The 20,808-nt window shown below is 65.6% G+C and carries 21 protein-coding genes; 1 reads left to right on the top strand and 20 read right to left on the bottom strand.

Annotated features, from left to right (window positions below; all coding sequences use genetic code 11):
* The first annotated feature begins 59 nt into the window (after positions 1 to 59).
* On the top strand, positions 60 to 752 hold the full coding sequence (locus tag F0184_RS18660) for a helix-turn-helix domain-containing protein (protein WP_150497727.1): 693 nt from the start codon (positions 60 to 62) through the stop codon (positions 750 to 752).
* A gap of 426 nt (positions 753 to 1,178) precedes the next feature.
* On the opposite strand, the gene F0184_RS18655 is transcribed toward F0184_RS18660, so the two are convergent.
* The 20 genes from F0184_RS18655 to F0184_RS18565 form a co-directional block, all read right to left on the bottom strand.
* Positions 1,179 to 2,000, bottom strand: coding sequence for a DNA adenine methylase (locus F0184_RS18655; protein ID WP_150497726.1), 822 nt, complete (start codon positions 1,998 to 2,000; stop codon positions 1,179 to 1,181).
* On the bottom strand, positions 1,978 to 2,169 hold the full coding sequence (locus F0184_RS21135) for a Com family DNA-binding transcriptional regulator (protein ID WP_150497768.1): 192 nt from the start codon (positions 2,167 to 2,169) through the stop codon (positions 1,978 to 1,980). The genes F0184_RS18655 and F0184_RS21135 overlap by 23 nt, the downstream gene beginning before the upstream one ends.
* Before the next feature lie 158 nt (positions 2,170 to 2,327).
* Positions 2,328 to 3,050 (bottom strand): DUF2793 domain-containing protein, encoded by a 723-nt coding sequence (locus F0184_RS18645; RefSeq protein ID WP_150497725.1) that lies wholly within the window; start codon positions 3,048 to 3,050, stop codon positions 2,328 to 2,330.
* Positions 3,047 to 6,997, bottom strand: a complete 3,951-nt coding sequence (locus tag F0184_RS18640) for a baseplate multidomain protein megatron (protein ID WP_150497724.1) — start codon at positions 6,995 to 6,997, stop codon at positions 3,047 to 3,049. The genes F0184_RS18645 and F0184_RS18640 overlap by 4 nt, the downstream gene beginning before the upstream one ends.
* On the bottom strand, positions 6,998 to 7,480 hold the full coding sequence (locus tag F0184_RS18635) for a C40 family peptidase (protein WP_244299349.1): 483 nt from the start codon (positions 7,478 to 7,480) through the stop codon (positions 6,998 to 7,000).
* On the bottom strand, positions 7,477 to 8,385 hold the full coding sequence (locus F0184_RS18630; RefSeq protein ID WP_150497723.1) for a DUF2163 domain-containing protein: 909 nt from the start codon (positions 8,383 to 8,385) through the stop codon (positions 7,477 to 7,479). Before F0184_RS18630 ends, F0184_RS18635 begins: the two co-directional genes overlap by 4 nt.
* Before the next feature lie 193 nt (positions 8,386 to 8,578).
* Positions 8,579 to 9,208 (bottom strand): DUF2460 domain-containing protein, encoded by a 630-nt coding sequence (locus F0184_RS18625; RefSeq protein ID WP_208998562.1) that lies wholly within the window; start codon positions 9,206 to 9,208, stop codon positions 8,579 to 8,581.
* Between the two features lie 21 nt (positions 9,209 to 9,229).
* A complete protein-coding gene (locus F0184_RS18620) occupies positions 9,230 to 11,242 on the bottom strand; it encodes a phage tail length tape measure family protein (protein WP_150497721.1) in 2,013 nt (670 codons plus the stop codon).
* Between the two features lie 240 nt (positions 11,243 to 11,482).
* On the bottom strand, positions 11,483 to 12,745 hold the full coding sequence (locus F0184_RS18615) for a SulP family inorganic anion transporter (protein WP_150497720.1): 1,263 nt from the start codon (positions 12,743 to 12,745) through the stop codon (positions 11,483 to 11,485).
* Between the two features lie 168 nt (positions 12,746 to 12,913).
* Positions 12,914 to 13,210, bottom strand: a complete 297-nt coding sequence (locus F0184_RS18610) for a DUF1799 domain-containing protein (RefSeq protein WP_150497719.1) — start codon at positions 13,208 to 13,210, stop codon at positions 12,914 to 12,916.
* Positions 13,211 to 13,272: 62 nt separating this feature from the next.
* Positions 13,273 to 13,611, bottom strand: a complete 339-nt coding sequence (locus F0184_RS18605; protein ID WP_150497718.1) for a hypothetical protein — start codon at positions 13,609 to 13,611, stop codon at positions 13,273 to 13,275.
* A 16-nt stretch (positions 13,612 to 13,627) separates the two neighbouring features.
* On the bottom strand, positions 13,628 to 14,551 hold the full coding sequence (locus F0184_RS18600; protein ID WP_150497717.1) for a phage tail tube protein: 924 nt from the start codon (positions 14,549 to 14,551) through the stop codon (positions 13,628 to 13,630).
* A 3-nt stretch (positions 14,552 to 14,554) separates the two neighbouring features.
* On the bottom strand, positions 14,555 to 14,725 hold the full coding sequence (locus tag F0184_RS20625; RefSeq protein WP_172972163.1) for a hypothetical protein: 171 nt from the start codon (positions 14,723 to 14,725) through the stop codon (positions 14,555 to 14,557).
* Positions 14,722 to 15,150 (bottom strand): phage tail terminator protein, encoded by a 429-nt coding sequence (locus F0184_RS18595; protein WP_150497716.1) that lies wholly within the window; start codon positions 15,148 to 15,150, stop codon positions 14,722 to 14,724. The genes F0184_RS20625 and F0184_RS18595 overlap by 4 nt, the downstream gene beginning before the upstream one ends.
* Positions 15,147 to 15,830 (bottom strand): phage distal tail protein, Rcc01695 family, encoded by a 684-nt coding sequence (locus tag F0184_RS18590; RefSeq protein WP_150497715.1) that lies wholly within the window; start codon positions 15,828 to 15,830, stop codon positions 15,147 to 15,149. Before F0184_RS18590 ends, F0184_RS18595 begins: the two co-directional genes overlap by 4 nt.
* A gap of 9 nt (positions 15,831 to 15,839) precedes the next feature.
* A complete protein-coding gene (locus F0184_RS18585; protein ID WP_150497714.1) occupies positions 15,840 to 17,804 on the bottom strand; it encodes a phage tail length tape measure family protein in 1,965 nt (654 codons plus the stop codon).
* Positions 17,805 to 18,226: 422 nt separating this feature from the next.
* Entirely contained in the window at positions 18,227 to 18,826 is a 600-nt protein-coding gene (locus tag F0184_RS18580; protein WP_280176958.1) for an SLATT domain-containing protein, read from the bottom strand.
* A 387-nt stretch (positions 18,827 to 19,213) separates the two neighbouring features.
* Positions 19,214 to 19,510 carry a DUF1799 domain-containing protein gene (locus tag F0184_RS18575; protein WP_150497712.1) on the bottom strand — a complete coding sequence of 99 codons (297 nt, stop codon included), beginning with the start codon at positions 19,508 to 19,510 and terminating at the stop codon, positions 19,214 to 19,216.
* 62 nt (positions 19,511 to 19,572) lie between these two features.
* Positions 19,573 to 19,911: a hypothetical protein gene (locus F0184_RS18570; RefSeq protein WP_150497711.1), complete on the bottom strand. Its 339-nt coding sequence runs from the start codon at positions 19,909 to 19,911 to the stop codon at positions 19,573 to 19,575.
* Positions 19,912 to 19,927: 16 nt separating this feature from the next.
* On the bottom strand, positions 19,928 to 20,605 hold the full coding sequence (locus F0184_RS18565; protein ID WP_150497710.1) for a phage tail tube protein: 678 nt from the start codon (positions 20,603 to 20,605) through the stop codon (positions 19,928 to 19,930).
* Between the last annotated feature and the right edge of the window lie 203 nt (positions 20,606 to 20,808).

Here is a 20,808-nt window from a genome sequence, read left to right as displayed (position 1 = left end):
CCGGCTAACGAGAAGTTTTTGTTTTGGCTCGATTGCATGCCAGCCACAGAGTAACAGATATGACAAAACGATATGAACGACCACTTTCAATCGAGGAACTTGCAAGCCTCTCAGATGACGACATCGATTTCTCGGATATTCCCGAACTCGACGCGAGTTTTTTTGAAAATGCGTTGGTCGTCGATCCGACGAAACAAGAACGCGTGACATTGGCCCCGCGCAAGGAGGTGATCAAATTCTTCAAAGAACGCCACCCGCACGACTTCTTAGCGGCAATGTCCAGTATTCTGTGTCGGTATGTAGCCGATCGTTCGAAACGGCCCCTTTTAACGGATGAATGCGTACCGGCGGCAAAGGATCTCATTGCCGAGTATATCCAGCGCAGGAAATTGTATGGCGCAAAGCAACGGGACATTGCTGCCGAAGCCGGTTACGACAAGCCGAACAATATATCGATGCTGAAAACCGGAGCAACAAAGGTACCTCTGGACAAGATTCCCTCTATTTCGAGGGCGTTAGGCATTGATCCCATTCTTTTGTTACGATCTGTCATTTATGACTATCACCCAGAATGGAAATCCGTTCTGGAAGATATTGTCGGTGGCCTGACAACAAACGCTGAACGTGAAATCCTCGCCTATATCCGCGAGATTTCCGGAAAAGATGATCTGCACCTCACCGAAGATGTTAGAGAGCGTTTGCGGGCGGCATTTGAAACAACCGATACCCGCGCGGAAAAAGATGGACCCTGACAAAAGAAGCATGAGTCCGCCAACCGACACGGCCGGATTCGCATAATGTGTCATATGGAACACGGTCCCTCGGTTCCCACCACGGCATGGGTGCGCCACCAGTTTCCATTCAAGTGACCTTGAAAAGCCGCAGGAAACTGGCCCCAGGGAACAGGTCGCATCGCTCCCCTGCCCGGTACCCTGCTTGAAGCCGCATAAGGGCTGTCTTGACAGCGCTTTTTAATCTGGCCAGGCGGAAACCAGGCACGCCGCGCCAACCGAACCTGCGCCAGGAGTATATCAACGGCGCGTTAAACACCCCTCAAATCCGCACAAAACCGCGAAAAACCATCCATTCCCGGATAATCCCGCTTAAGCCCTTAAGGCCACTCGTTCCTGCGCGTTACAGGTTTTCCGACGCCACCCGCATCCGTGTGCGTTAACCGTTCAATTGCTGATCAAAAGCTCCGTCACCCGTTTTGACCGCGTCTTGCTGGCCGAATAGGTCACGTCGACCTCCTCGATATGGAATGCCCCGAATGCCTGCCGGATCTCCGGCGCATCGTTGATCGACAGCAGGAACCGGCCTTTGATCTCGATCAGCTGGTTTGCCAGGCGTTCGAAGTCCTGCGGTCCGAACACCCCGTCGCCATAGTAGGTCTCGCAGTCCCAATAGGGCGGATCGAGATAGAACAGCGTGCCGGGCCGGTCATAGCGGGCAATGCAGTCCCCATAGGCCAGTTGTTCGATGATGACGCCGGACAATCGCTCATGGACATCCTCCAGAAGGGGCACCACCCGGCTGAGATCGAACCGCGCGCCGCGGGTCAGCGACACGCCGAATGTCCGGCCCTTGACCTTGCCCGCGAAGGAGATGCGCTGGATGTAGAGGAAGCGCGCCGCCCGCTCCAGATCCGTCAAGGTGTTCGGGTCGGTCTTCAAAAGCCGTTCAAACTCGGATCTGCTGGTCAGCTGGAACCGCAAAACCTCCAGGAACTGCGGATAGTGCCGCTGGAGGATCCGGAACAATGTGACCACGTCGCCCGAGATGTCATTGACGATCTCGCAGGGCGCGCGGAACGGGCGGCGGAAGAACACCCCGCCCATCCCGACAAAGGGTTCGGCATAGACACTGTGCGGGAGGGCTTGCAGCTTGGCCGCAATGCGCTTCGCCAGCCGGTGTTTGCCGCCAATATAGGGTGCAACCGGCACCACAGGCCGGATCGTTTCTAGAGCCCGGGATTGATCAGGGGTCGGATCGCTCGGCATCGTCTTGCTCCTTGCCGTCGCGCTCTTCGGCGCGGATCAAGGGCTCCACCGGCCTCAACCAATTGAGTGTGCCGCATCTGCGGCACTTGATCTGGATAGCTCCCGCAATGGCGCCCTGTCCAGCCTTGAACAAAAGCGCATGACACCGGCCGCATCGGATTTCCTGCATATCAACCCAGACGAGAATCGCCGACACTTCTCCTGCCCGCGCGGGCAGCGGGTGCGGCGGTTGTTCTTCTTGGCTGCCGGGCGGGCACTTGGTTTGGCGATCGATGGCCCGCCGTCCGGATTTCTTTCAGGGTCCGGACCGCCCGTGTCCTCAGATACTCATGAGCCCGGCACCACGGGCAGGAAGTAATGCAGCACCACCTTCACGGCGCCGCCGGTAAAGGCCCCGCCATTGGCCGTCAGCTGGACAGGCGTGTCGGCATAAAAGGCCTGCGGGCCGATCACGCCGGCATTGGTCGCGCCCGCCGCGATGCCGAGCGAGCCGCCGAACTTCGAGACCTCCCCGGCGATCCCGCAGTCATAGGAAGCGGCCCCGGTGATCGCGGTGGTCGTGCGGGTGGAAACGCCGAAGACGATCGCCCGGTCGGGGATGACGATCGAGGTGAGCGCAGTTGCCCCCGACAGCGTCACCTCCTCTTCCACGGTACACATCCGGCTCTCAGCCCCCGACGGGCTTTGCGAGACGGTCGCGACCTGCGACAGCAGCGCGCCATAGTCGCGCCACCCCGCGGCCGTGAAGACCGCCAGCGTGCCCTCGTCGGCGATGAAGGCCAACAGGCCGGTGACCGGCGCATGGAAGGTCCAGAAGCCGTCGGCAAAGCTGGCGATCGCCCCGTCCTGCCCGGTCCAGTCGCCGGTCGCGCTTGGGGCGACCAGATAGGTGTCGCCATCGGTTGCCGCGGGCGGGGTGGTGAGATCCCGGTCGAGAAAGACCAGATGCGCCAGGGCGTCCAGCCGGGCGAGCGCCTCGTTGTGGGTGACCTCCTTCTGGGCCTGGCTGGCCGCGATCAGCGGCAGGTTTAGCCGCGGGGTTGTGCTCATAAGTTCGCCTCCGTTGGAACACCCCGGCCGACCAGGCCCGAGATCTGGACAACGCGCAGGGTGATGGCGGGTTGCGGGGCGCCGAAATCCGCCGTCTGGTCGGCCGCCGCATAGGTCCAGGCCGGGCTGGTCAGCCCCCGGACCGTGCGGATCACGCTGCCGCCATTCAGAACATCGATCTCGTAGAGCTCGCGCTCCTCGCCGAGCGGCACGTCCGTGCCGTCCGCCCAGGTGGCGTTCACCCGCCCCTGGCGGATCCACGAGACGGCAAGATCCCCTGCCGGAGTCCTTCGGCCCCGCACATGCACCGGCGCAAAGGGCTTCAGGGCCACCGCTTCAAGGCGCATTGAAAGCGTCTTGAAGGCCGGATCGCTCGAGGGCAGCGGCGCCGGGCCATAGGCCCAGGTCCTTGGGATTCCCCGGTCGGTGAGCGGCACATCCGCCTGGACCAGCGCCCCGTCCAGAAGCACCACCCGCGCGCCCGCCGCAACGGCACCCCGCATGGCATGGGCGGTCCCCCGCCGCCCGCGCAACAGGCCCGAGAGCTGCCATGTCATTTGGCCAACCAGCTCGGCGGTGGCAAACTGCAGGATCTCCCAGGCATTCTCCCCGTTCCAGACCGCCAGCACATTCACCGCCCGCTCGAGCAGCTCCTCTTCCGGCACCGAGGACAAGGTTCCGTAAGCCAGCCGGACCGTCAGCCGGTTCGCCCGGTCGAAGCGATAGGCGGTGCCCGCAAAAAGATCGGTTTGCGTCCGGCCCATCCTCGCCTGGCCCGGCACGCTGGCGATGATCCGCGATCCCTCCTGCACCCGCACCCCGCCCCAGGGCGCGGCAAAGGCCGCGCACCAGGGCTGGTGGTCCCCTTGCGTGTCCGAGATCACCGGAAGGTCCAGCACCTCCAGCACCGCCGCCCCGAAGCTTTGCACCGGCTGTGCGGGCGGCGGCGAGGCCTCTGCCCGGCGCAGGCTGTAGACCCCGGGCTCCACCGCCACCGCCTCGCACAGCCGGGCGCCCGCCTCCACGATCCTTGTCAGCCGGACCGCGCGCTGGCGCCCGCCCGCCTCCAGCACGATCCCGTCACCCGGATCGAAGGCAAGCTTCGAGGGCGGCAGGGCAAAGCTCGCCCGCTCGCGTTCGGCCCACCGCTCCATCAGCCAGGCCTCGATCCGCCCCTGCCCCTCGCCCGGATCCATCACCAGCGGCGCCGTCAGGCTTTCGGTGCGCGCGCTGGAGGTCACCAGCCGTCCGGCCGCAACGCTCGTCTGCCGGTAATCATGGCCCGCGTCCCAGAACCCCAGATGCGCCCGCACGGGCAAGTCCGTCTCCTGCGCCCGGGTCAGCGTCCAGTCCGGCTTCTGGCGGTCCGGGGCGGCCAGCTCCGCCTCGGCCAGGGTGCCAAGAGGCGGACGCCCGCGCGGGCGGCAGACGATCCGCTCCCCCGTCTCCACCATGTCGAAGCGGTAGACCTGCGCCAATTGTTCCAGCTGCTCGCGCGGGCTCACGATCCCCGCGCGCAGCCAGCCCGCCACCGGATCGGAAAGCGCCCCGGCCTCGATCGCGTCAAACCCCACCGACTTGCAGATATGGACAATCAGCGCGCCGAGGGTCACGGCGCCCAGCTTGCCCTGCACCCAGTGGCCATATTGCCAGTTCGCCGCATCGCCCCACACATCGGACCGGTTCGGAAAGGCCGGAAAGGGCCTTGCGTCCCAGGTCCAGAGAAACGAGCGGGAGAGGTCCAGCATCGGCCCGCCATAGACGGGGGACACCGGATTGCGGCCCTCGCCCGGATCCCAATAGGTCAAAAGCGCCTCGATGCCGCGCCGCTGGATCAGATCGTCCCGCCCGCCATTGGAAAAGTAAGGAAACGCGCTTTCCGAGGACTTCGGGTCGACAAAGACATTGGGCTGGTTGGTCGCCTTGTCCACGGAAGGAAAGCCGTATTCGGTGAACCAGATGGGCTTGGATTGCGGCACCCAGCCGGTCGGGGACCCGCTCTCCACCCCGCCCGGCCGGTCAAAATGGCTGTTCAGCCACCAATTGCGGATATCCTTGGCCCGGAACACCCAGGGCTTGCCATAGGCCCCGTCGGTGATCGGGGTTCTTGTCTGGTCCTCCCGGTCGGCCGCGCCTTGATACGACCAGTCGTAGTCCTCCCCGCCCTCCACATTGGCGTGGAGATAGGCAAGATCGGTGATCGCGCCGGCCCCCGCCAGCGCGTCCAGATGCCCGTCCCCGTCCCGCCAGTCGGACAGCGTCATGTAAGTGTCGATCCCCACCGCATCGATGGCGCTGGAACTCCACAAGGGATCGAGATGGAAGAAAAAATCCCCGGACCCGTCCGCCGGGTCATGGCCCCGGTATTCCGACCAGTCGGCGGCATAGGTGAGCTTGACGTCCGGCCCCAGGATCGCCCGGCAATCGGCGGCAAGCTGAACAAGCTGGCTCACGGCCGGATAGCTGCCTGGCCCATCGCGCACGAAGGTCAGCCCGCGCAGCTCCGAGCCGATCAGGAAGCCGGTGACCGCGCCCGGCTCGATCGCGTTCACCGCCGCGCAGAGCCTTGCATAGTGCAGCACCATGCGCCGCCAGCCCCAGTCCGCCGGGCCGGAATAGCTGGTGGTGACGGCATGCGAGGCCGGGTCGATCGTCACGGCGATGTCGGACAGACTTGCAGTCCCGAAGAAGCCCGCCACTTGTGCCGTGGCCGCAGCGGTTCTGTCCACGCTGCCCGGTTGTCCGGCCGCCGGGTGGCAGGTGATGCGCCCGCGCCAGGGAAAGGCGGGCTGCTCGGCCCGCCCGTAAGGATCGGAAAGCCCGTTGCCGGGCGCAATGTCCATCAACAAAAACGGGCAGAAGGTGGTGGCGATCCCGCGCCGCTTCAGGTCCCGGAGCGCGTCCACCACCGTGCTGTCGGCGGGTGTGCCGCCATAGGCCGGGCGCTGCGGATCTTCCGCCGAGCGCGCCAGCAGCCGGGCGCCGTCCCGGCCGAGCCCGTGCACCTGCCAGCTCCTCGGCGCCGTCGTCTTTTCCGGGCCGAACTCCACGCCGGGCCGCACCTCGCACGCCCCGCATCTGAGGTCGCTGCCGAACCAGGAGACCACCAGCAGCACCGAGGCGGCATTGGGAAAATCGCGCTGCAGGCCGTCCACCGCCACCGCCCAGTCCGGCCCGCCCACCTGGTTGTTGACGTTTTCCGCCGCGCTGGTCCCCTCGCTGTCCGGGTCGAGGCGGCGGATCTCCCCGCCCGCATAGACCCATTCCCCGGCGCCCGGGATCATCACCATGCCCTGAACCTGCTCCTCGATGCCCGGCAGCTTCCGGATCACCTCGAATTCCAGCTGCGGGATCCGGTTGCCGAAGCCGCCAAGCGCCAGGTCCTCGAACACCACAAGGGCCGTGCCGCGATAGGCGGGCGCTTCCCCTTCCCTGGCGCTGATCAGCGGATCGGGCAGCTGGTCCGCCGTGCCCGCATGCACCCGGTGGGTGATCCTGGAAAGATCCAGGATCCTGCCATCGGCCCAGACCCGGCCGATCCCGGCGATCGGCCCCTCGCACAGGCCGACCGCGAAATTGGCGAAGTAGCTATAGGTCGTGGTGGTCACTGTCTGGCGCCCGCCGCCGCCCTTGCCGCCCACCTTCTCGCTCGAGGTGTTCACCTCCATCCGCAGGCGCGTCGCCCAGATCACCTGGCCCGCCAGCCGCACCCGGCCCACCGCATCGGCGACCGGCGCCCCTTCCGTGGAGGTCTGCAGGCGCAAGTCGCCAATGCGCGGGCCTTCGGTGGACATCCGCCGGGCCGGGGTCAGGGCGCCCGCGATCAAGCCGTCCGCATACGCCCCCGCCACCCCGGCCGCACCGCTGATCAGGGCCGAGACCAGCGGGCTTGCCCCGATCGAGCCGGAGAGCGCTGTGGCAGCTGCGCCCAGAACCAGCGTTGCCATCTACAAAACCCCCGGGAAATGGAAAGCAAACCGGATCCGTTTCCGCCAGGCCGGGATCAGGGGCACCTCGCAGACGGGAAGATGCTCATGGGCATGGAGGATCCGGGGCGCCGGTGCATCGATGGCGGTGGTCAGCAGGGCGCAGTGCTTGGCCGGCAGCCGGTCGCGGAACGCAAACAGGAGCACGTCCCCGGCATCCGCGTCCCCGGGATCGATCCCGATCAGATGCCGGGCGGCGGCATCCCGCAAGGTCTCGGTCCGGCTGCGCTCCGCCCAGTCCGGCGTATAGGGCGGCGGGACTTCCGGTTCTGTGCCCATCACCTCGCGCCAGACCCCGCGGATAAGCCCCAGGCAATCGCAGCCCGCATGTTTGCGCGCGGCCTGGTGGACATAGGGCGTGCCGATCCAGCTCCGCGCGGCCGTCACGATGGCGGATCGGGTGAGCGGGGGCCGGGTCACAGACCCTGTGCCTTGGGCGCTCACCGGAACAGGCTCCCGCCATCGTTGAGGTCGTCCTTGTCCGCATAGGCGATGATCCGGTCATTGCCCGGCATGTGCGGAAAGCCGCCGAAGTTCGTGAGGTTCGCGAACCGGTCGCGGCAGGTGGCCACCGCCTTGTCGCAGCCCGCCCGCACCATAAACCCGTCCCCCGGCGCAATCGGGTCGGCCATGGGCAGCACCAGTTCCAGCGTGACCGTGCCGCCCGGGGCCGCGTGCCGCTTCACCTCGATCGCCTGGCCCGCATTCGCCCCGGACGTCCAGGTCAGGAGCCCGGCCGCAAGCAGGCCGGGCGCGGCCGCCTCCAGCCCGGTGGCCGTGAAGCTTCGCCGCTCCCCCGCTCCGGCCCCCGCTCCGGCCACCACCCCGGCCACTTCCCCGGCAAAGGTCCAGGGCGCCAGATCCACCCGGCAGCGCGCATCGCCCAGCTCCCAGGCGCAGGTCCGGCTGAACAGCCGCCCGGCCGGCTGGCCCAGCCGGTGCGACAGGCCGCGCAGTTCCGCGGTGAACGCCGTCCGCCCCCGCGCCACCTCGCCGATGTTCCCCGAGCGCAGAAGCACGCGCTTCGTGACGTCCTGCCAGTCGACCCGCCACAGCGCCACGGCCGCATCGTCCCAGAGCCCGCGCGCCAGGTCGTCTTCCGTGATCGCCGCCGAGGAGAGCGCCCCCTCCACATCCAGATTGTCGACGGCAAGACCCAGCGACGTCTCCAGCGCGCTTGCCGTAAAGCCAGAGGCCGCCTCGAAGGTCACCCCCCCAAAGGCAAGCGCCCGGTCGTGATCGGTGAAGCCGAACACCGCGCCATCCTTCCGGGTGACCTGCCAGCACCGGCAATGGGTCGTCGCCCGCCCGTCGAGATCGGCCTGCATGGCCGGTGGGACTGGTTTCATGACCCGATCCCCTTTTCCGCCCGCCGCATCCCGAGGAGCCGTACCGCTACTACCTCCCTCATCCTGAGGAGCCGCAACGCGGCGTCTCGAAGGATGGGCCGCCCCCCGTGAAGCCATCCGTCCATGCTTCGAGACAGCCCTGCGGGCTTCCTCAGCATGAGGGCGTGGAAAGAGCCGTGTGCAGGATGCCCGCTCATACCCGCACCTCCACGATCGGAATGGCCCGGATCTCGCCAAGCTTCAGCTCCCGCAAGGATGTCTGGATCAGGTCCGTGTCGAACCGGCACGGCACGTCGAAGGCGAACCCCGCCGTCACGGTGCCGCTGGCCGGGGCCGCATCGAAGGTCACGGTTCCGCTTGCCGGATCCACCGACCAGCCGGAGGCCTGGACCGCGCCGTCCACGGCGATCAGGACCGTGCCCGCCACCGGCTTGGCAATCCGCCGGATCCAGCTGCGGCTCCCGGAGGAATAGGCCTTGATGAGCTGGAAGGAGGTCCTCGCCCCGTCCGCCGCGCCCAGCACCTGATCGAACGGGGTGACCGGCGCCGACGGCCGGGACGATGTGAAGTCCGACCAGTCCTTGAACCGGAACCCCCGCAACCGGCCGGACCGGGCCTCGAAGAACGCGATCACCTCGGAAAGGTGATCGGGGTGCCGGATGCCCGAGCCCACATCGTATTTGCGCCGGCTGTCCGCCCAGGGCGTGTTGCGCTCCTCGAAACCGGACGTCAGCTCCACGATCTCCGTGCGCCGTTCCGGCCCGCCAAGCGCGCCGCGCGCCACCACATCGGGAAACCGCACCTCGTCGAAATCGCTCATCAAGCCGCCTTTCCGTCAAGATCCTCAGGCATTGCGGTTCCCCCGCACGGCCAGCCGGGCGAACTCCCCCGCGATCTGCGCGCGGGAAGCCCGGAAGCTCTGGATGTCCGGCGTCGTGATGTGGACATGAACATCACCACCCAATGCGCGATCCGCCGCATGATCAGCAAAGCGGTCTGATCCATGATCCAGGCCGCGGGGTCTTGACCGGTTTGACCGGGCCGCTACCGGCAGGGGCAAGGCCGAGGTGGTGACCAGGCCGCCGGTCTGGTACCCGCGCAAGGCGGAGTGCCCCAGGGCGGACTTTCGAAGCGCCTCCAGGGCGGGAACACCGATCCGCGCGGTCGACCGGGCGTCAAAAACATATTCGTTCCGGTGCACCAGCCCGGCGACCTCGCTGTCGGCCCCGGCCCCGGTCGGCCCGCCCCGGTCGAACGACCCAAGAAAGCCACCCAAAATCCCGCCCGCGGCACGAAGCGTCGGCCTGGCCGTTCCGAACAGCGCGTTGGTCAGCGGATTGATGGCCGCAAGCTGGAGCCCCAGTTGCGAGACCTCCTGGATCACCGACCGCAGCGCACCGGTCAGATCTCCGTCGGCCAGCTTTGTGGTCAGCGACCGGATCGCCGCCTCGCCTGATCGCTGCACGACGCCCCAGGCGGTTTCCAGTTCTTCCAGCGCCAGCGTCTCCTCGGCGATGGCCCTTGCATTGTCCCGTAGGCTTGCCGCGCCGGTCTCCGAGGCCTGCGCCCCAAGCCCCCGGATCGCGATCTCCGCCTCCAGGGCCGCCAAGGCCCGCCGCCGCGCCGCCTCGGACTGGCCGACCAGGGAAATCTCCAGCCGCAGCCGCTCCAAACTCTGGTCCTGGGTGGTGAGATAGTCCCCGATCCGGTCGGGCTCGGCCCGCCGGGCGGGTCCCCCGGTCCGGGATTTGGGCAATTGCGACCGCAGCCGGTCCCGCGCGGTTCTGTCCTCGAAAATCCCGAAGGTTTGACCGATCCGGGAATTGGCGGCTCCATCGATCCGGCCGAGACTGTCGGCGGCAGAGCCCACCCCCTGGAGCGCGGCCTCCACCTCGCCGAGCCGCTCGACCAGCGCCAGAAGCCCGGTGTCGGCCGTCCGGGCTTCCGTAATCAGGGCGCGGATCGCCCGCTCGGACGTCGTATCCGGCGCCGTCCGGGCGAGTTCCAGCAACCGGCCGATCAGCTGGTCCGCTTCCGCCTCCGCAAGCGCGAAGGTGTCGGCGGTCGCCCGGAGCTCGCCCTGGAATGCCCGGAACAGGGCCGCGTCTTCGGTCAAGGGCTCGGCCAGGGCGCTCAAGGCATTGGCCTCGATCCGCAGGCTGCGCTGCACGTCTTGTTCGATGTCCGCGATCAGCGACCGGAGGGTGTCCCGCTGGCTTTCCAGAGCGTCCGTGTCGAGCGCGAGGATAGCCGCGCTCGGGCGGCTTTGCAGCCGGTCCAGGGCCGCCTCGACTTCCCCGTAACGCTCGGCGAGCTGGCCGATCAGCTGGTCCTGGTGTTCCAGCGCCTGTGTCGCGCTGGTGTCGCTGGCAATGGCCCGGTAGAGCGCGGAGGCCGCTGCCGCCCCTCCGGCCAAGCCCACCAGCGCCAGATTGAGCGGGTTCAAAAAGCCGATCAAACCCTGTTTGAGAAGACCCAGCGACCCGCCGATCGTGTTGACACCCTTGGAGCCCAGCAGGAACTGCACCTGGCTGCCCTGTTGCAGGATTGCGGTGAACAGCGACTGACCGCCCGCCACCTGGATGGCGCCATCGGAAATCTGCTGGGCCAGCATGTTGACTTCCGTGGCCGCGAGCCGTGTGGCCCCGGCGGCCTGCTGTCCAGCGACCTGGAACGCCGTGCCCTGCCCCCGCGCCGCTTGGAGCGAGGCCTTGGCTGCGGCTGACAGATTGCTGATGTCGGTGGACGTGGCCTTGGCGCTCGTGCCGATCCCCGCAATGGCTTGCCGGGCCTCGCGGGCGCCGCTTTCCACGCCCGAGGCATCCAGCCGGGCCAGCATCTGCAGGTTCAAGGTCATGGCCCAAGCTTCGCGCGCGGGCGAGGGTCAACCCATCCGGGTGGCGGCGTGGGTTACATTGGAGACTGTCGGTTCAGGCGGGACTTGTGAATTCGCTGCGCTCAGGTCCAAGGTCGGCTACGCGGACGAAATGAGCTTTTGCTGCGCGAGCGCCAAGGTCTGCTTTCCTGAAAACATGCTGCCAAAAACGGTCGCTTTCGCCTGTGACCGAAACGGTTGAGTTTCGGCAAATCTGGCCTGCTACCTGCTCGGCACGTCCCAATCCGACGGAGGGAAGTCACCACGTTGCAAGCGCATTGCCAGACCGACTGCAACGCCTACGCCGATGGCAACCGTCAAATCAGCCACGACCGTCAGCACAAGCGTGAGGACGAGAAGAAACTGATCGGAGCGCCGCTCTTTCAGGTAGCCCGCCCACCTGTGCGGTTCGCTCATGTTCCAGGCCGTCAGGATGAGCAAGCCCGCCAGTGCCGGCATCGCCAGATACCCTGCGAGGGGGGCGGCGATCAGCATGACGATAAGGATCGTCAAGGCGTGAACGAGACCTGCAACAGGGGTCTTGCCGCCCGCGCGCACGTTCGTCGCCGTTCGGGCAATCGCGCCGGTCGCGGGCAGACCGCCAAAAAGGGATGACCCGATATTCGCGGCTCCTTGTGAGAGCAGCTCGGCGTTCGGCCTGTGGTGACCGCCTATCATCCTGTCCGCCACCATCGCCGACAAGAGCGACTCGATTCCGGCGAGGAAGGCAATGACGAAGGCGCTTGGCAACAGTTCGGACACCCGCGCCAGACTGACCTCTGGCAAGGTCGGGAGCGGAAGGCTGTTTGGCAGATCGCCGAACCTTGACTGAATTGTATCCACTGACAGCGCCATCACCGCGACAAGGGCAGACGTCACCGCGACAGCAACAATCAGGCCGGGTAGCTTGGGTGCCAGCCTGCGGAAGGTGACTATCAGGATCATCGTCGCGACCCCGATGCAAAGTGCGGCGATATTGGTGCTGTCCCGTACCCCCCAAAGGGCTTCCACCTTACCAAAAATCTCGGCGGGAACGGTCGCGATTGACAGGCCGAAAAGGTCCTTGAGCTGGCTGGTCGCGATGATGACGGCGATGCCGATGGTGAAGCCGTTGATGACGGGTTCCGGGACAAGGCGCATCAGCCGACCCGCCCGCATGAATGCGCCGATCAACAGGATCACACCCGCCATGAGCGTCGCCAACACCAGCCCATCATATCCGTAGTCGGCAATCACGCCGTAGACGACGACGATGAATGCACCGGTTGGCCCACCAATCTGGACCCTACTTCCTCCCAGAAGCGAGATCAAAAACCCCGCGACGATCGCCGTGACCAGACCTTGTGCAGGGGATGCTCCGGACGCGATGGCAATGGCCAGGCTGAGCGGAAGTGCGACCATGGCCACAGTAACCCCGGCCAAGACATCTGCCCGGAATGTTGGGCCGTCGTAGGTTTGAAGTGTTGTAAGGATTTTCGGCTTCATCTCAGAAGTTTAGCAAAGCCGCAGAACGCGATGTAGCGGTAGTTTCGTTGGATGCCAGAAAAGCCGACATTTGCCGCGCTTCGGAAAGCCGGTAGGTGTGGGCTCATTTGTGACCTTCGCTGCACCTTGAACGAATGACCGAGCTGGACCGATCTCCGCCGTCCGTCCTCACCCATTCAACACCTCCAGCGCCGCTACTTCCATCTCCTTCAGCTCTCCCAACAGCCGCTGCCAGGCCCGCCGGTTCCGTCCCCGGACCGCAACGGCCGCGGCCGCATAATCCAGCCCGCACCAGATCAACCCCGTTTGCCCCGCCACCACCCGCCACTGGGTTTCCAGCGCCAGGAACACCGTGACCGCGCGCCAGTTCTCGCGCGGGACGTCGAACGTGTCAGAATCCGGGATTTGAGCGTCCGGCACAGGAAGCCCAAGGGCGGCGAAGTCCGCAGCGGTGTCACGGTCCATTCGAACCGCTTTTTCCGGATCGGCCAGGCCGCACCGGGCGAAGGCCCAGGCCCGGGCGGCCTCTATCCGTTTTTTGCCGCCGCCTGGCCGTTGAGCGCGGTCAAGTAAGCCCGGTAGACACCGACGCGGAAATGGGCAAAGGGCAGGCATTGCTCCAGGGCCTCCGGGCCAAACGGGATCTCGGATCCCCCTGCCCCGCTCACGCCGCGCCAGTCGCGCAGGATTTCGGAAAGCAGCGCGGCTTCCCCGTGGGCTTCCAGCTCCGCCAGCCGGTCCTTGCCCACCATCAGGAACTTCGCCTCGAAGGTCTGGCTCAGCACCGCGCCCGGCCGGTCCGGATCGGGAAGGGTCACGCGGACCGGCCACCAGAATTCGAAGGGTTCGCACAGGCGGAACTGCATGGGGCTCTCCTTGATCTCAGCGGATGGTCAGCACGAGTTCGTCGTCGCCCGTGTCGGCAAGGAACATCAGCGGCACGGCATAGTTCACGATCCGGTCGGTTTCGCCCTGGGAGGGGCGGCCGATCTGCACTTTTGGCGCGGTCAGCTCCACCGTATGGCCCGCCGCCGTGCCATGAATGAGGCTCAAGGCCCCGGTGGTCTTGGCAAGCGCGGCGTCGAACCAGTCGGCCGCCGCCATGGCCTTGGCTTCGAGGACCGCAGTTCCGGTCACCTGCCGGCCGGTCAGCTGGATCCGTTCATCGCCGATCAGAAAGCGCGGCACGATCTCCACCCCGAGATCGACGGCAAGGCTCTCGGCGATCCGGCTGGCGCCGAACAGCGACAGGCTGGTCATCGCACTGGACACCGGCCGGGGGGCCTGAAACCCTGACAGGGTGGCGGCCGGCAAGGCTTCGTCGGTGACCGTGCCCAGAAGACCCCAGAACGAAAACCGGAAGCGCGGGATCTGTTTCGGTGCAAACTCCAGCTGGAAGGTGCCGCGGCAGCCAAGCGCCACATGGCGCACGCCGTCCTGGTTGAAATAGAGCGACAGGCTTTCCTCGCCTTCCGAGACCGGCTGATAGGCGGCCGACACGCCAGCGGTCACCGTTTCCGAGAGCCCGCAGGCCCGCAGCAAGGCGCCATAGGCGGGCACATCCCCGGCCGCGCCCGCCCCGGCGCATTCGACCGCGAAGTCCAGCCGCAGGTGATTGGCGGTCAGTTCAATGCCCTGATGGCCGAGCGTCGGCAGCAGCAGATCGCGGGAGACGTCTTCGCCTGCCAGCGGCGTCAGGGTGACATCGGTCGCCAGGATCGCGTCCGCCGTGCCGGTCGGGCCGCTGTCCGTGCCATAGCCGGTCTCGATCTTCGCCAGAATCGCCAGTTTCCGGGCCTTGCGCATCGGTCACTCCTTTGTCTTCACGGGCGTGCCGCCGCCCTTGGCCCGGGGACCGGCTTTGCCGCGTTGGCCCCCCTCATCCTGAGGAGGGCCAACGGCCCGTCTCGAAGGATCCTCGTCCCCCGTCTCCGGGTCGCGAATGTATCGCCCGCCCTGCCTTGGTGTGATCGCGTTCATGGCTGTTCCTCCAGAAAGCGGGCGCAGGAAAACCGTTCCTCGGCCCAGACCGCCCCGCCGCGCACCTTCAAGAGTTCCCCGGAGACATGCTCCATCGGTTCCGCCGCACTGTCCGGCCGGAAGCCGATCAGCCTGGCCCGGACGAACGCCTTGAGCGCCTCGATGTCGTCCGCCGCCGTCCCGCCCCGCGGATCGCCGAGATTTTCGAGAACCAGCACCACGGCAATGTCGGTCTCGAGCCGCTGCAGCACCGGGCCGGTCATGCGCTCGTTCGCCCCGCTCGCCTCCTCGGCCACCATGACAAAGGCGGCCGGGGTCCGGGTGCGGCGCTGTTCCAGGACCGCCAGCCCCGCCGCACCGCCCACCACCCGGAACGGCGTTCCGGCATCGTCCAGCCGGCCGATGATCACCTCGACCAGGCTCATGCCCTGCCCTCCCCGGCCGCGGCCTCGAAATGCGCCTCGGCCAGCGCCAGGATCTCCGCCCGGTCCGCATCTGAAAACCCGAGATAGGGCCGCGCCGGAATGACAATCGTGCGCGTGCCATAGGTCACCGGCTTTTCGACTATGGCCCTTGAACCGGCCGATCTGCGCCGACAGGGCCGCCGCATGGCCGGGGCCGCATCGAAGGTCACGATGCCGTTTGCCGGATCCACCGACCAGCCGGAGGCCTGGACCGCGCCGTCCACGGCGATCAGGACCGTGCCCGCCACCGGCTTGGCAATCCGCCGGATCCAGCTGCGGCTGCCGGAGGAATAGGCCTTGATGAGCTGGAAGGAGGTCTGGCTCCCGTCCGCCGCGCCCAGCACCTGATCGAACGGCGTGACCGGCGCCGACGGCCGGGACGATGTGAAGTCCGCCCAGTCCTTGAACCGGAACCCCCGCAACCGGCCGGACCGGGCCTCGAAGAACGCGATCACCTCGGAAAGGTGATCGGGATGGCGGATGCCCGAGCCCACATCGTATTTGCGCCGGCTGTCCGCCCAGGGCGTGTTGCGCTCCTCGAAACCGGACGTCAGCTCCACGATCTCTGTGCGCCGTTCCGGCCCGCCAAGCGCGCCGCGCGCCACCACATCGGGAAACCGCACCTCGTCGAAATCGGTCATTTAGGACCCTCATGCATTTCTTTGCCCCCTTACCGCCAGCCGGGCGAACTCCCCCGCGATCTGCGCACGGGACGCCCGGAAGCTCTGGATGTCCGGCGTGGTGATGTTCACGACCACCGTCTCCCGGCTCAGCTCGACCGGGTCCGGCGCGGGCGCAGCTGCACGCACAGGCATCGGTCTTGGAGCTGGAAAAGCCGAGGTGGTGACCAGGCCGCCGGTCTGGTACCCGCGCAGGGCGGAATGCCTCAAAGCCTCCAGGGCGGGAACACCGATCCGCGCGGTCGACCGGGCGTCGAAGACATATTCGTTCCGGTGCACCAGACCGGCGACCTCGCTATCGGCCCCGGCCCCGGTCGGCCCGCCGCGGTCGAACGACCCAAGAAAACCGCCCAAAATCCCGCCCGCGGCACGAAGCGTCGGCCTGGCCGTTCCGAACAGCGCATTGGTCAGCGGATTGATCGCGGCAAGCTGGAGCCCCAGTTGCGAGACCTCCTGGATCACCGACCGCAGCGCACCGGTCAGATCTCCGTCGGCCAGCTTTGTGGTCAGCGAGCGGATCGCCGCCTCCCCGGTCCGCTGCACCGCGCCCCAGGCGGTTTCCAGTTCTTCCAGCGCCAGCGTCTCTTCGGCGATGGCGCGGGCGTTGTCGCGCAAGGTAGCCGCGCCGGTCTCCGAGGCCTGCGCCCCAAGCTCCCTGATCGCGATCTCCGCTTCCAGGGCCCCCAAGGCCCGCCGCCGCGCCGCCTCGGACTGGCCGACCAGGGAAATCTCCAGCCGCAGCCGCTCCAAACTCTGGTCCTGGGTGGTGAGATAGTCCCCGATCCGGTCGGGCTCGGCCTGTCGCGCTGGTCCCCCGGTCCGGGATTTGGGAAATTGCGACCGCAGACGGTCCCGCGCGGTTCTCTCCTCGAAAATCCCGAAGGCTTGAGCGATCCGGGAATTGGCGGCTCCATCGATCCGGCCGAGACTGTCGGCGGCAGAGCCCACCCCATAAAGCGCCGCCTCGACCTCGCCCAACCGGCCGACCAGCGCCAGAAGCCCGGTGTCGGCCGCCCGGGCTTCCGTAATCAAGGCGCGGATCGCCCGCTCGGACGTCGTATCCGGTGCCGTCCGGGCGAGTTCCAGCAACCGGCCGATGAGCTGGTCGGCTTCCGCCTCCGCCAGCGAGAAGGTCTCGGCGGTCGCCCGCAGTTCGCCTTGAAACGCCCGGAACAGGGCCGCGTCCTCGGTCAAGGGCTCGGCCAGGGCGCTCAAGGCATTGGCCTCGATCCGCAGGCTGCGCTGCACATCTTGTTCGATGTCGGCGATCAGCGACCGGAGGGTCTCCCGCTGGCTTTCCAGCGCGTCCGTGTCGAGCGCCAGGATCGCCGCGCTTGGGCGGCTTTGCAGCCGGTCCAGCGCCGCCTCGACTTCCCCGTAACGCTCGGCGAGCTGGCCGATCAGTTGGTCCTGGTGTTCCAGCGCCTGTGTCGCGCTGGTGTCGCTGGCAATTGCCCGGTAAAGCGCGGAGGCCGCCGCCGCCCCTCCGGCCAAGCCCACCAGCGCCAGATTGAGCGGGTTTAAAAAGCCGATCAAACCCTGTTTGAGAAGCCCCAAGGACCCGCCGATCGTGTTGACACCCTTGGAGCCCAGCAGGAACTGCACCTGGCTGCCCTGCTGCCGGATTGCGGTGAACAGCGACTGACCGCCCGCCACCTGGATCGCGCCATCGGAAATCTGCTCGGCCAGCATGTTGACTTCCGTGGCCGCGAGCCGTGTGGCCCCGGCGGCCTGCTGTCCCGACGCCTGGAACGCCGTGCCCTGCCCCCGCGCCGCTTGGAGCGAGGCCTTGGCTGCGGCTGACAAGCCGGTCATCTCGGTGGAGGTGGCCCTGGCGCTCGTGCCGATCCCGGCAAGCGCCTGCTTTGCGTCGCGGGCGCCGCTTTCCACGCCCGAGGCGTCCAGCCGGGCCAGCATTTGCAGGTTCAAGGTCATGGCCCAAGCTTCGCGCGCGGGCGAGGGTCAGAACATCCGGGCGGGGGCGTGGGTTACAATGGCAAAACTGGATTGGGCGGGAAGTGTGAATATGCTGCACTCAATTATAAGGTCGGACGTATGGGCAATGCGGTCAGTCGCGCAAACGCCAGCATTAGAGGCAAGCGCGGGGCGCAAGAAGCAGAGAACCGAGACGAGACTGAGCGAATTTAGAGCATGCGCTCACTGGAAATTGGGTCTCACGTTACTGTAGCTAAGAGTTAATATTGCGCCTCTCCAAATACGTTCTTCTAATTCTACAACTTACAGAAACAGCATATTTGATTTCAGCTAATTACCACCAACTACGCAAAGATCCCGATCTGGACCAATCTGTTATCGGCAGAGAGTCACCCCTCCTAAATTGGAAACTCATCTCAAATTTATTTCGCAATCCAATACAATAACAAAAGCGCCATGGGCGGAACAAATATCGATATCAACATAATTGACCAACAATCAAACCAGTATTTCAACGGCTGATAAATTGAATAGAAAAATTCGCCCTGATGCTTTCCGATATTTATTCGGAACGTTCGGTAGTCAGTCTCTGAGTGATTATCTGAGAAATCATGAACCAAATCGTTATAACTTTTGACTGCGGCTGCGACATCGTCCTGAGAGAGGCCATTAATGCGCCTATCAAACTCTAATTCGTCTCGTAATCTTTGTATTCCCTGAGCGCATCGCAAAAACAGCTCCGCTTTGAGGTCATGCTTCTTACCCTGCTCAAGCACCGAAAATGCAATGATGAATGCAGACATTACCATGTTTGCAATTATGAGGTGTTGTTCGAGACTTCCAAAAGCGCTCAAGTCGTAAATCGCGAGCACTGTGCTTGCAGTGAAAACGTACATAGACAGGGCAATTATAGACCATATAGACGCGATTGCGCGCCTTTGGTGTCTTCTCGCGGCCTGATATCTAGCACCTTTTGTAAGATGCATCCGATAGAGTAGAGTGTCGACGTATCCATCAAGCATAGATATGCTTGTCTCCGGACCGCTTTTCACAACCTCAGCCACTACCATATTCGACCTCCCTGTGCGGCTGAATTGTTCCCACTACAGTATATTTACAAATGGTTGCATTTATCAAGTTATCTTCGCACGCTGGTCAGCTCCGCCTCCACCATCAACATCGGGACCAAACCGTTCAAGGTATTGAACGTATCGCGGCTTATAGAGGGAGAGCTGCTGTTCTGCTTTAAATGCAGCCGCACCAACCGGTTCACCGTCTTCCATGGGATCCTCAGCCGAGCAGAGCAATGAGCCATGCGGACGCTAATCGTCTACTCCGGCCACTGGGCACTTTGTCGGAGCAATAGTATTGGTTCGCTACCAACCCAGCATCGGCTGAATAAAGCCCCCTCACCCGTTCAACACCTCCAGCGCCGCGGCTTCCATCACCCTGAGGTCCGCCAACAGCCGCTGCCACGCCCGCAGGGTCCTGCCCCGGACCGCGGCGGCCGCCGCGGCATAATCCAGTCCGCACCAGATCAAGCCCGTTGGCCCTGTGGCCACCCGCCACTGGGTTTCCAGTGCCAGAAAGGCCGTCACCGCGCGCCAGTTGGCCTGCATCACGTCAAAGGGGTCGGGATCTGTCGGAAAACTGTCCGGGATAGGGAGCCCCAGCGCGGCGAAGTCGGCAGCGGTGTCCGCATCCATCCGGGCGCTTCGCGCAGGATCGGTCAGGCCGCGCCGGGCATAGGCCCAGGCCCGGGCGGCCTCTATCCGTTTTTTGCCGCGGCCTGGCCGTTGAGCGCGGTGAGGTAAGCCCGGTAGACGCCGACGCGGAAATGGGCAAAGGGCAGGCATTGCTCCAAGGCATCAGGCCCGAACGGGATCTCGGATCCCCCTGCCCCGGTCACCCCGCGCCAGTCGCGCAGGATTTCAGAGAGAAGCGCGGCTTCCCCGTGGGCTTCCAGCTCCGCCAGCCGGTCCTTGCCCACCATCAGGAACTTGGCCTCGAAGGTCTGGCTGAGGACGCTGCCCGGCCGGTCCGGATCGGGAAGGGTCACGCGCACCGGCCACCAGAATTCGAAGGGTTCGCACAGGCGGAACTGCATGAGGCTCTCCTTGATCTCAGCGGATGGTCAGCACGAGTTCGTCGTCGCCGGTGTCGGCGAGGAACATCAGCGGCACCGAGTAATTGACGATCCGGTCGGTTTCGCCCTGGGAGGGGCGGCCGATCTGCACTTTTGGCGCGGTCAGCTCCACCGTATGGCCCGCCGCCGTGCCATGAATGAGGCTCAAGGCCCCGGTGGTCTTGGCAAGCGCGGCGTCGAACCAGTCGGCCGCCGCCATGGCCTTGGCTTCGAGGACCGCAGTTCCGGTCACCTGCCGGCCGGTCAGCTGGATCCGTTCATCGCCGATCAGAAAGCGCGGCACGATCTCCACCCCGAGATCGACGGCAAGGCTCTCGGCGATCCGGCTGGCGCCGAACAGCGACAGGCTGGTCATCGCACTGGACACCGGCCGGGGGGCTTGGAACGCTGACAGGATGGCGGCCGGCAAGGCTTCGTCACTGACCGTGCCCAGAAGACCCCAAAAGGAAAACCGGAAGCGCGGGATCTGTTTGGGCGCGAATTCCAGCTGGAAGGTGCCCCGGCAGCCAAGCGCCACATGGCGCACGCCGTCCTGGTTGAAATAGAGCGACAGGCTTTCCTCGCCTTCCGAGACCGGCTGATAGGCGACCGACACGCCAGCGGTCACCGTTTCCGAGAGCCCGCAGGCCCGCAGCAAGGCGCCATAGGCGGGCACATCCCCGGCCGCGCCCGCCCCGGCGCATTCGACCGCAAACTCCAGCCGCAGGTGATTGGCGGTGAGCTCGATGCCCTGTCCTCAACCTGCTGCACCGGCTGACGGACGGAAAGCCGGTGACCCCTCCAGCCATTCGGGCGCCACAGGCCCTGTCTCTCAACCAGGAACCGAAGGCCAACGTCGAACGCTATGACGCCCTGCGC

The organism is Roseibium aquae, assembly GCF_008711285.1.
GTDB lineage: Bacteria > Pseudomonadota > Alphaproteobacteria > Rhizobiales > Stappiaceae > Roseibium > Roseibium aquae.
The sequence above is the reverse complement of the archived record's forward strand: the minus strand, read 5'-3'. Positions and strand labels throughout refer to the sequence as shown.

Excerpts from the sequence above, each read along its gene's own strand:
- F0184_RS18660 (WP_150497727.1), top strand. The coding sequence starts at position 60 with ATGACAAAACGATATGAACGACCACTTTCAATCGAGGAACTTGCAAGC.
- F0184_RS18655 (WP_150497726.1), bottom strand. The coding sequence starts at position 2,000 with ATGCCGAGCGATCCGACCCCTGATCAATCCCGGGCTCTAGAAACGATC.
- F0184_RS21135 (WP_150497768.1), bottom strand. The coding sequence starts at position 2,169 with ATGCAGGAAATCCGATGCGGCCGGTGTCATGCGCTTTTGTTCAAGGCT.
- F0184_RS18645 (WP_150497725.1), bottom strand. The coding sequence starts at position 3,050 with ATGAGCACAACCCCGCGGCTAAACCTGCCGCTGATCGCGGCCAGCCAG.
- F0184_RS18640 (WP_150497724.1), bottom strand. The coding sequence starts at position 6,997 with ATGGCAACGCTGGTTCTGGGCGCAGCTGCCACAGCGCTCTCCGGCTCG.
- F0184_RS18630 (WP_150497723.1), bottom strand. The coding sequence starts at position 8,385 with ATGAAACCAGTCCCACCGGCCATGCAGGCCGATCTCGACGGGCGGGCG.
- F0184_RS18620 (WP_150497721.1), bottom strand. The coding sequence starts at position 11,242 with ATGACCTTGAACCTGCAGATGCTGGCCCGGCTGGATGCCTCGGGCGTG.
- F0184_RS18615 (WP_150497720.1), bottom strand. The coding sequence starts at position 12,745 with ATGAAGCCGAAAATCCTTACAACACTTCAAACCTACGACGGCCCAACA.
- F0184_RS18610 (WP_150497719.1), bottom strand. The coding sequence starts at position 13,210 with ATGGACCGTGACACCGCTGCGGACTTCGCCGCCCTTGGGCTTCCTGTG.
- F0184_RS18605 (WP_150497718.1), bottom strand. The coding sequence starts at position 13,611 with ATGCAGTTCCGCCTGTGCGAACCCTTCGAATTCTGGTGGCCGGTCCGC.
- F0184_RS18600 (WP_150497717.1), bottom strand. The coding sequence starts at position 14,551 with ATGCGCAAGGCCCGGAAACTGGCGATTCTGGCGAAGATCGAGACCGGC.
- F0184_RS20625 (WP_172972163.1), bottom strand. The coding sequence starts at position 14,725 with ATGAACGCGATCACACCAAGGCAGGGCGGGCGATACATTCGCGACCCG.
- F0184_RS18595 (WP_150497716.1), bottom strand. The coding sequence starts at position 15,150 with ATGAGCCTGGTCGAGGTGATCATCGGCCGGCTGGACGATGCCGGAACG.
- F0184_RS18590 (WP_150497715.1), bottom strand. The coding sequence starts at position 15,830 with ATGACCGATTTCGACGAGGTGCGGTTTCCCGATGTGGTGGCGCGCGGC.
- F0184_RS18585 (WP_150497714.1), bottom strand. The coding sequence starts at position 17,804 with ATGACCTTGAACCTGCAAATGCTGGCCCGGCTGGACGCCTCGGGCGTG.
- F0184_RS18580 (WP_280176958.1), bottom strand. The coding sequence starts at position 18,826 with ATGCTTGATGGATACGTCGACACTCTACTCTATCGGATGCATCTTACA.
- F0184_RS18575 (WP_150497712.1), bottom strand. The coding sequence starts at position 19,510 with ATGGATGCGGACACCGCTGCCGACTTCGCCGCGCTGGGGCTCCCTATC.
- F0184_RS18570 (WP_150497711.1), bottom strand. The coding sequence starts at position 19,911 with ATGCAGTTCCGCCTGTGCGAACCCTTCGAATTCTGGTGGCCGGTGCGC.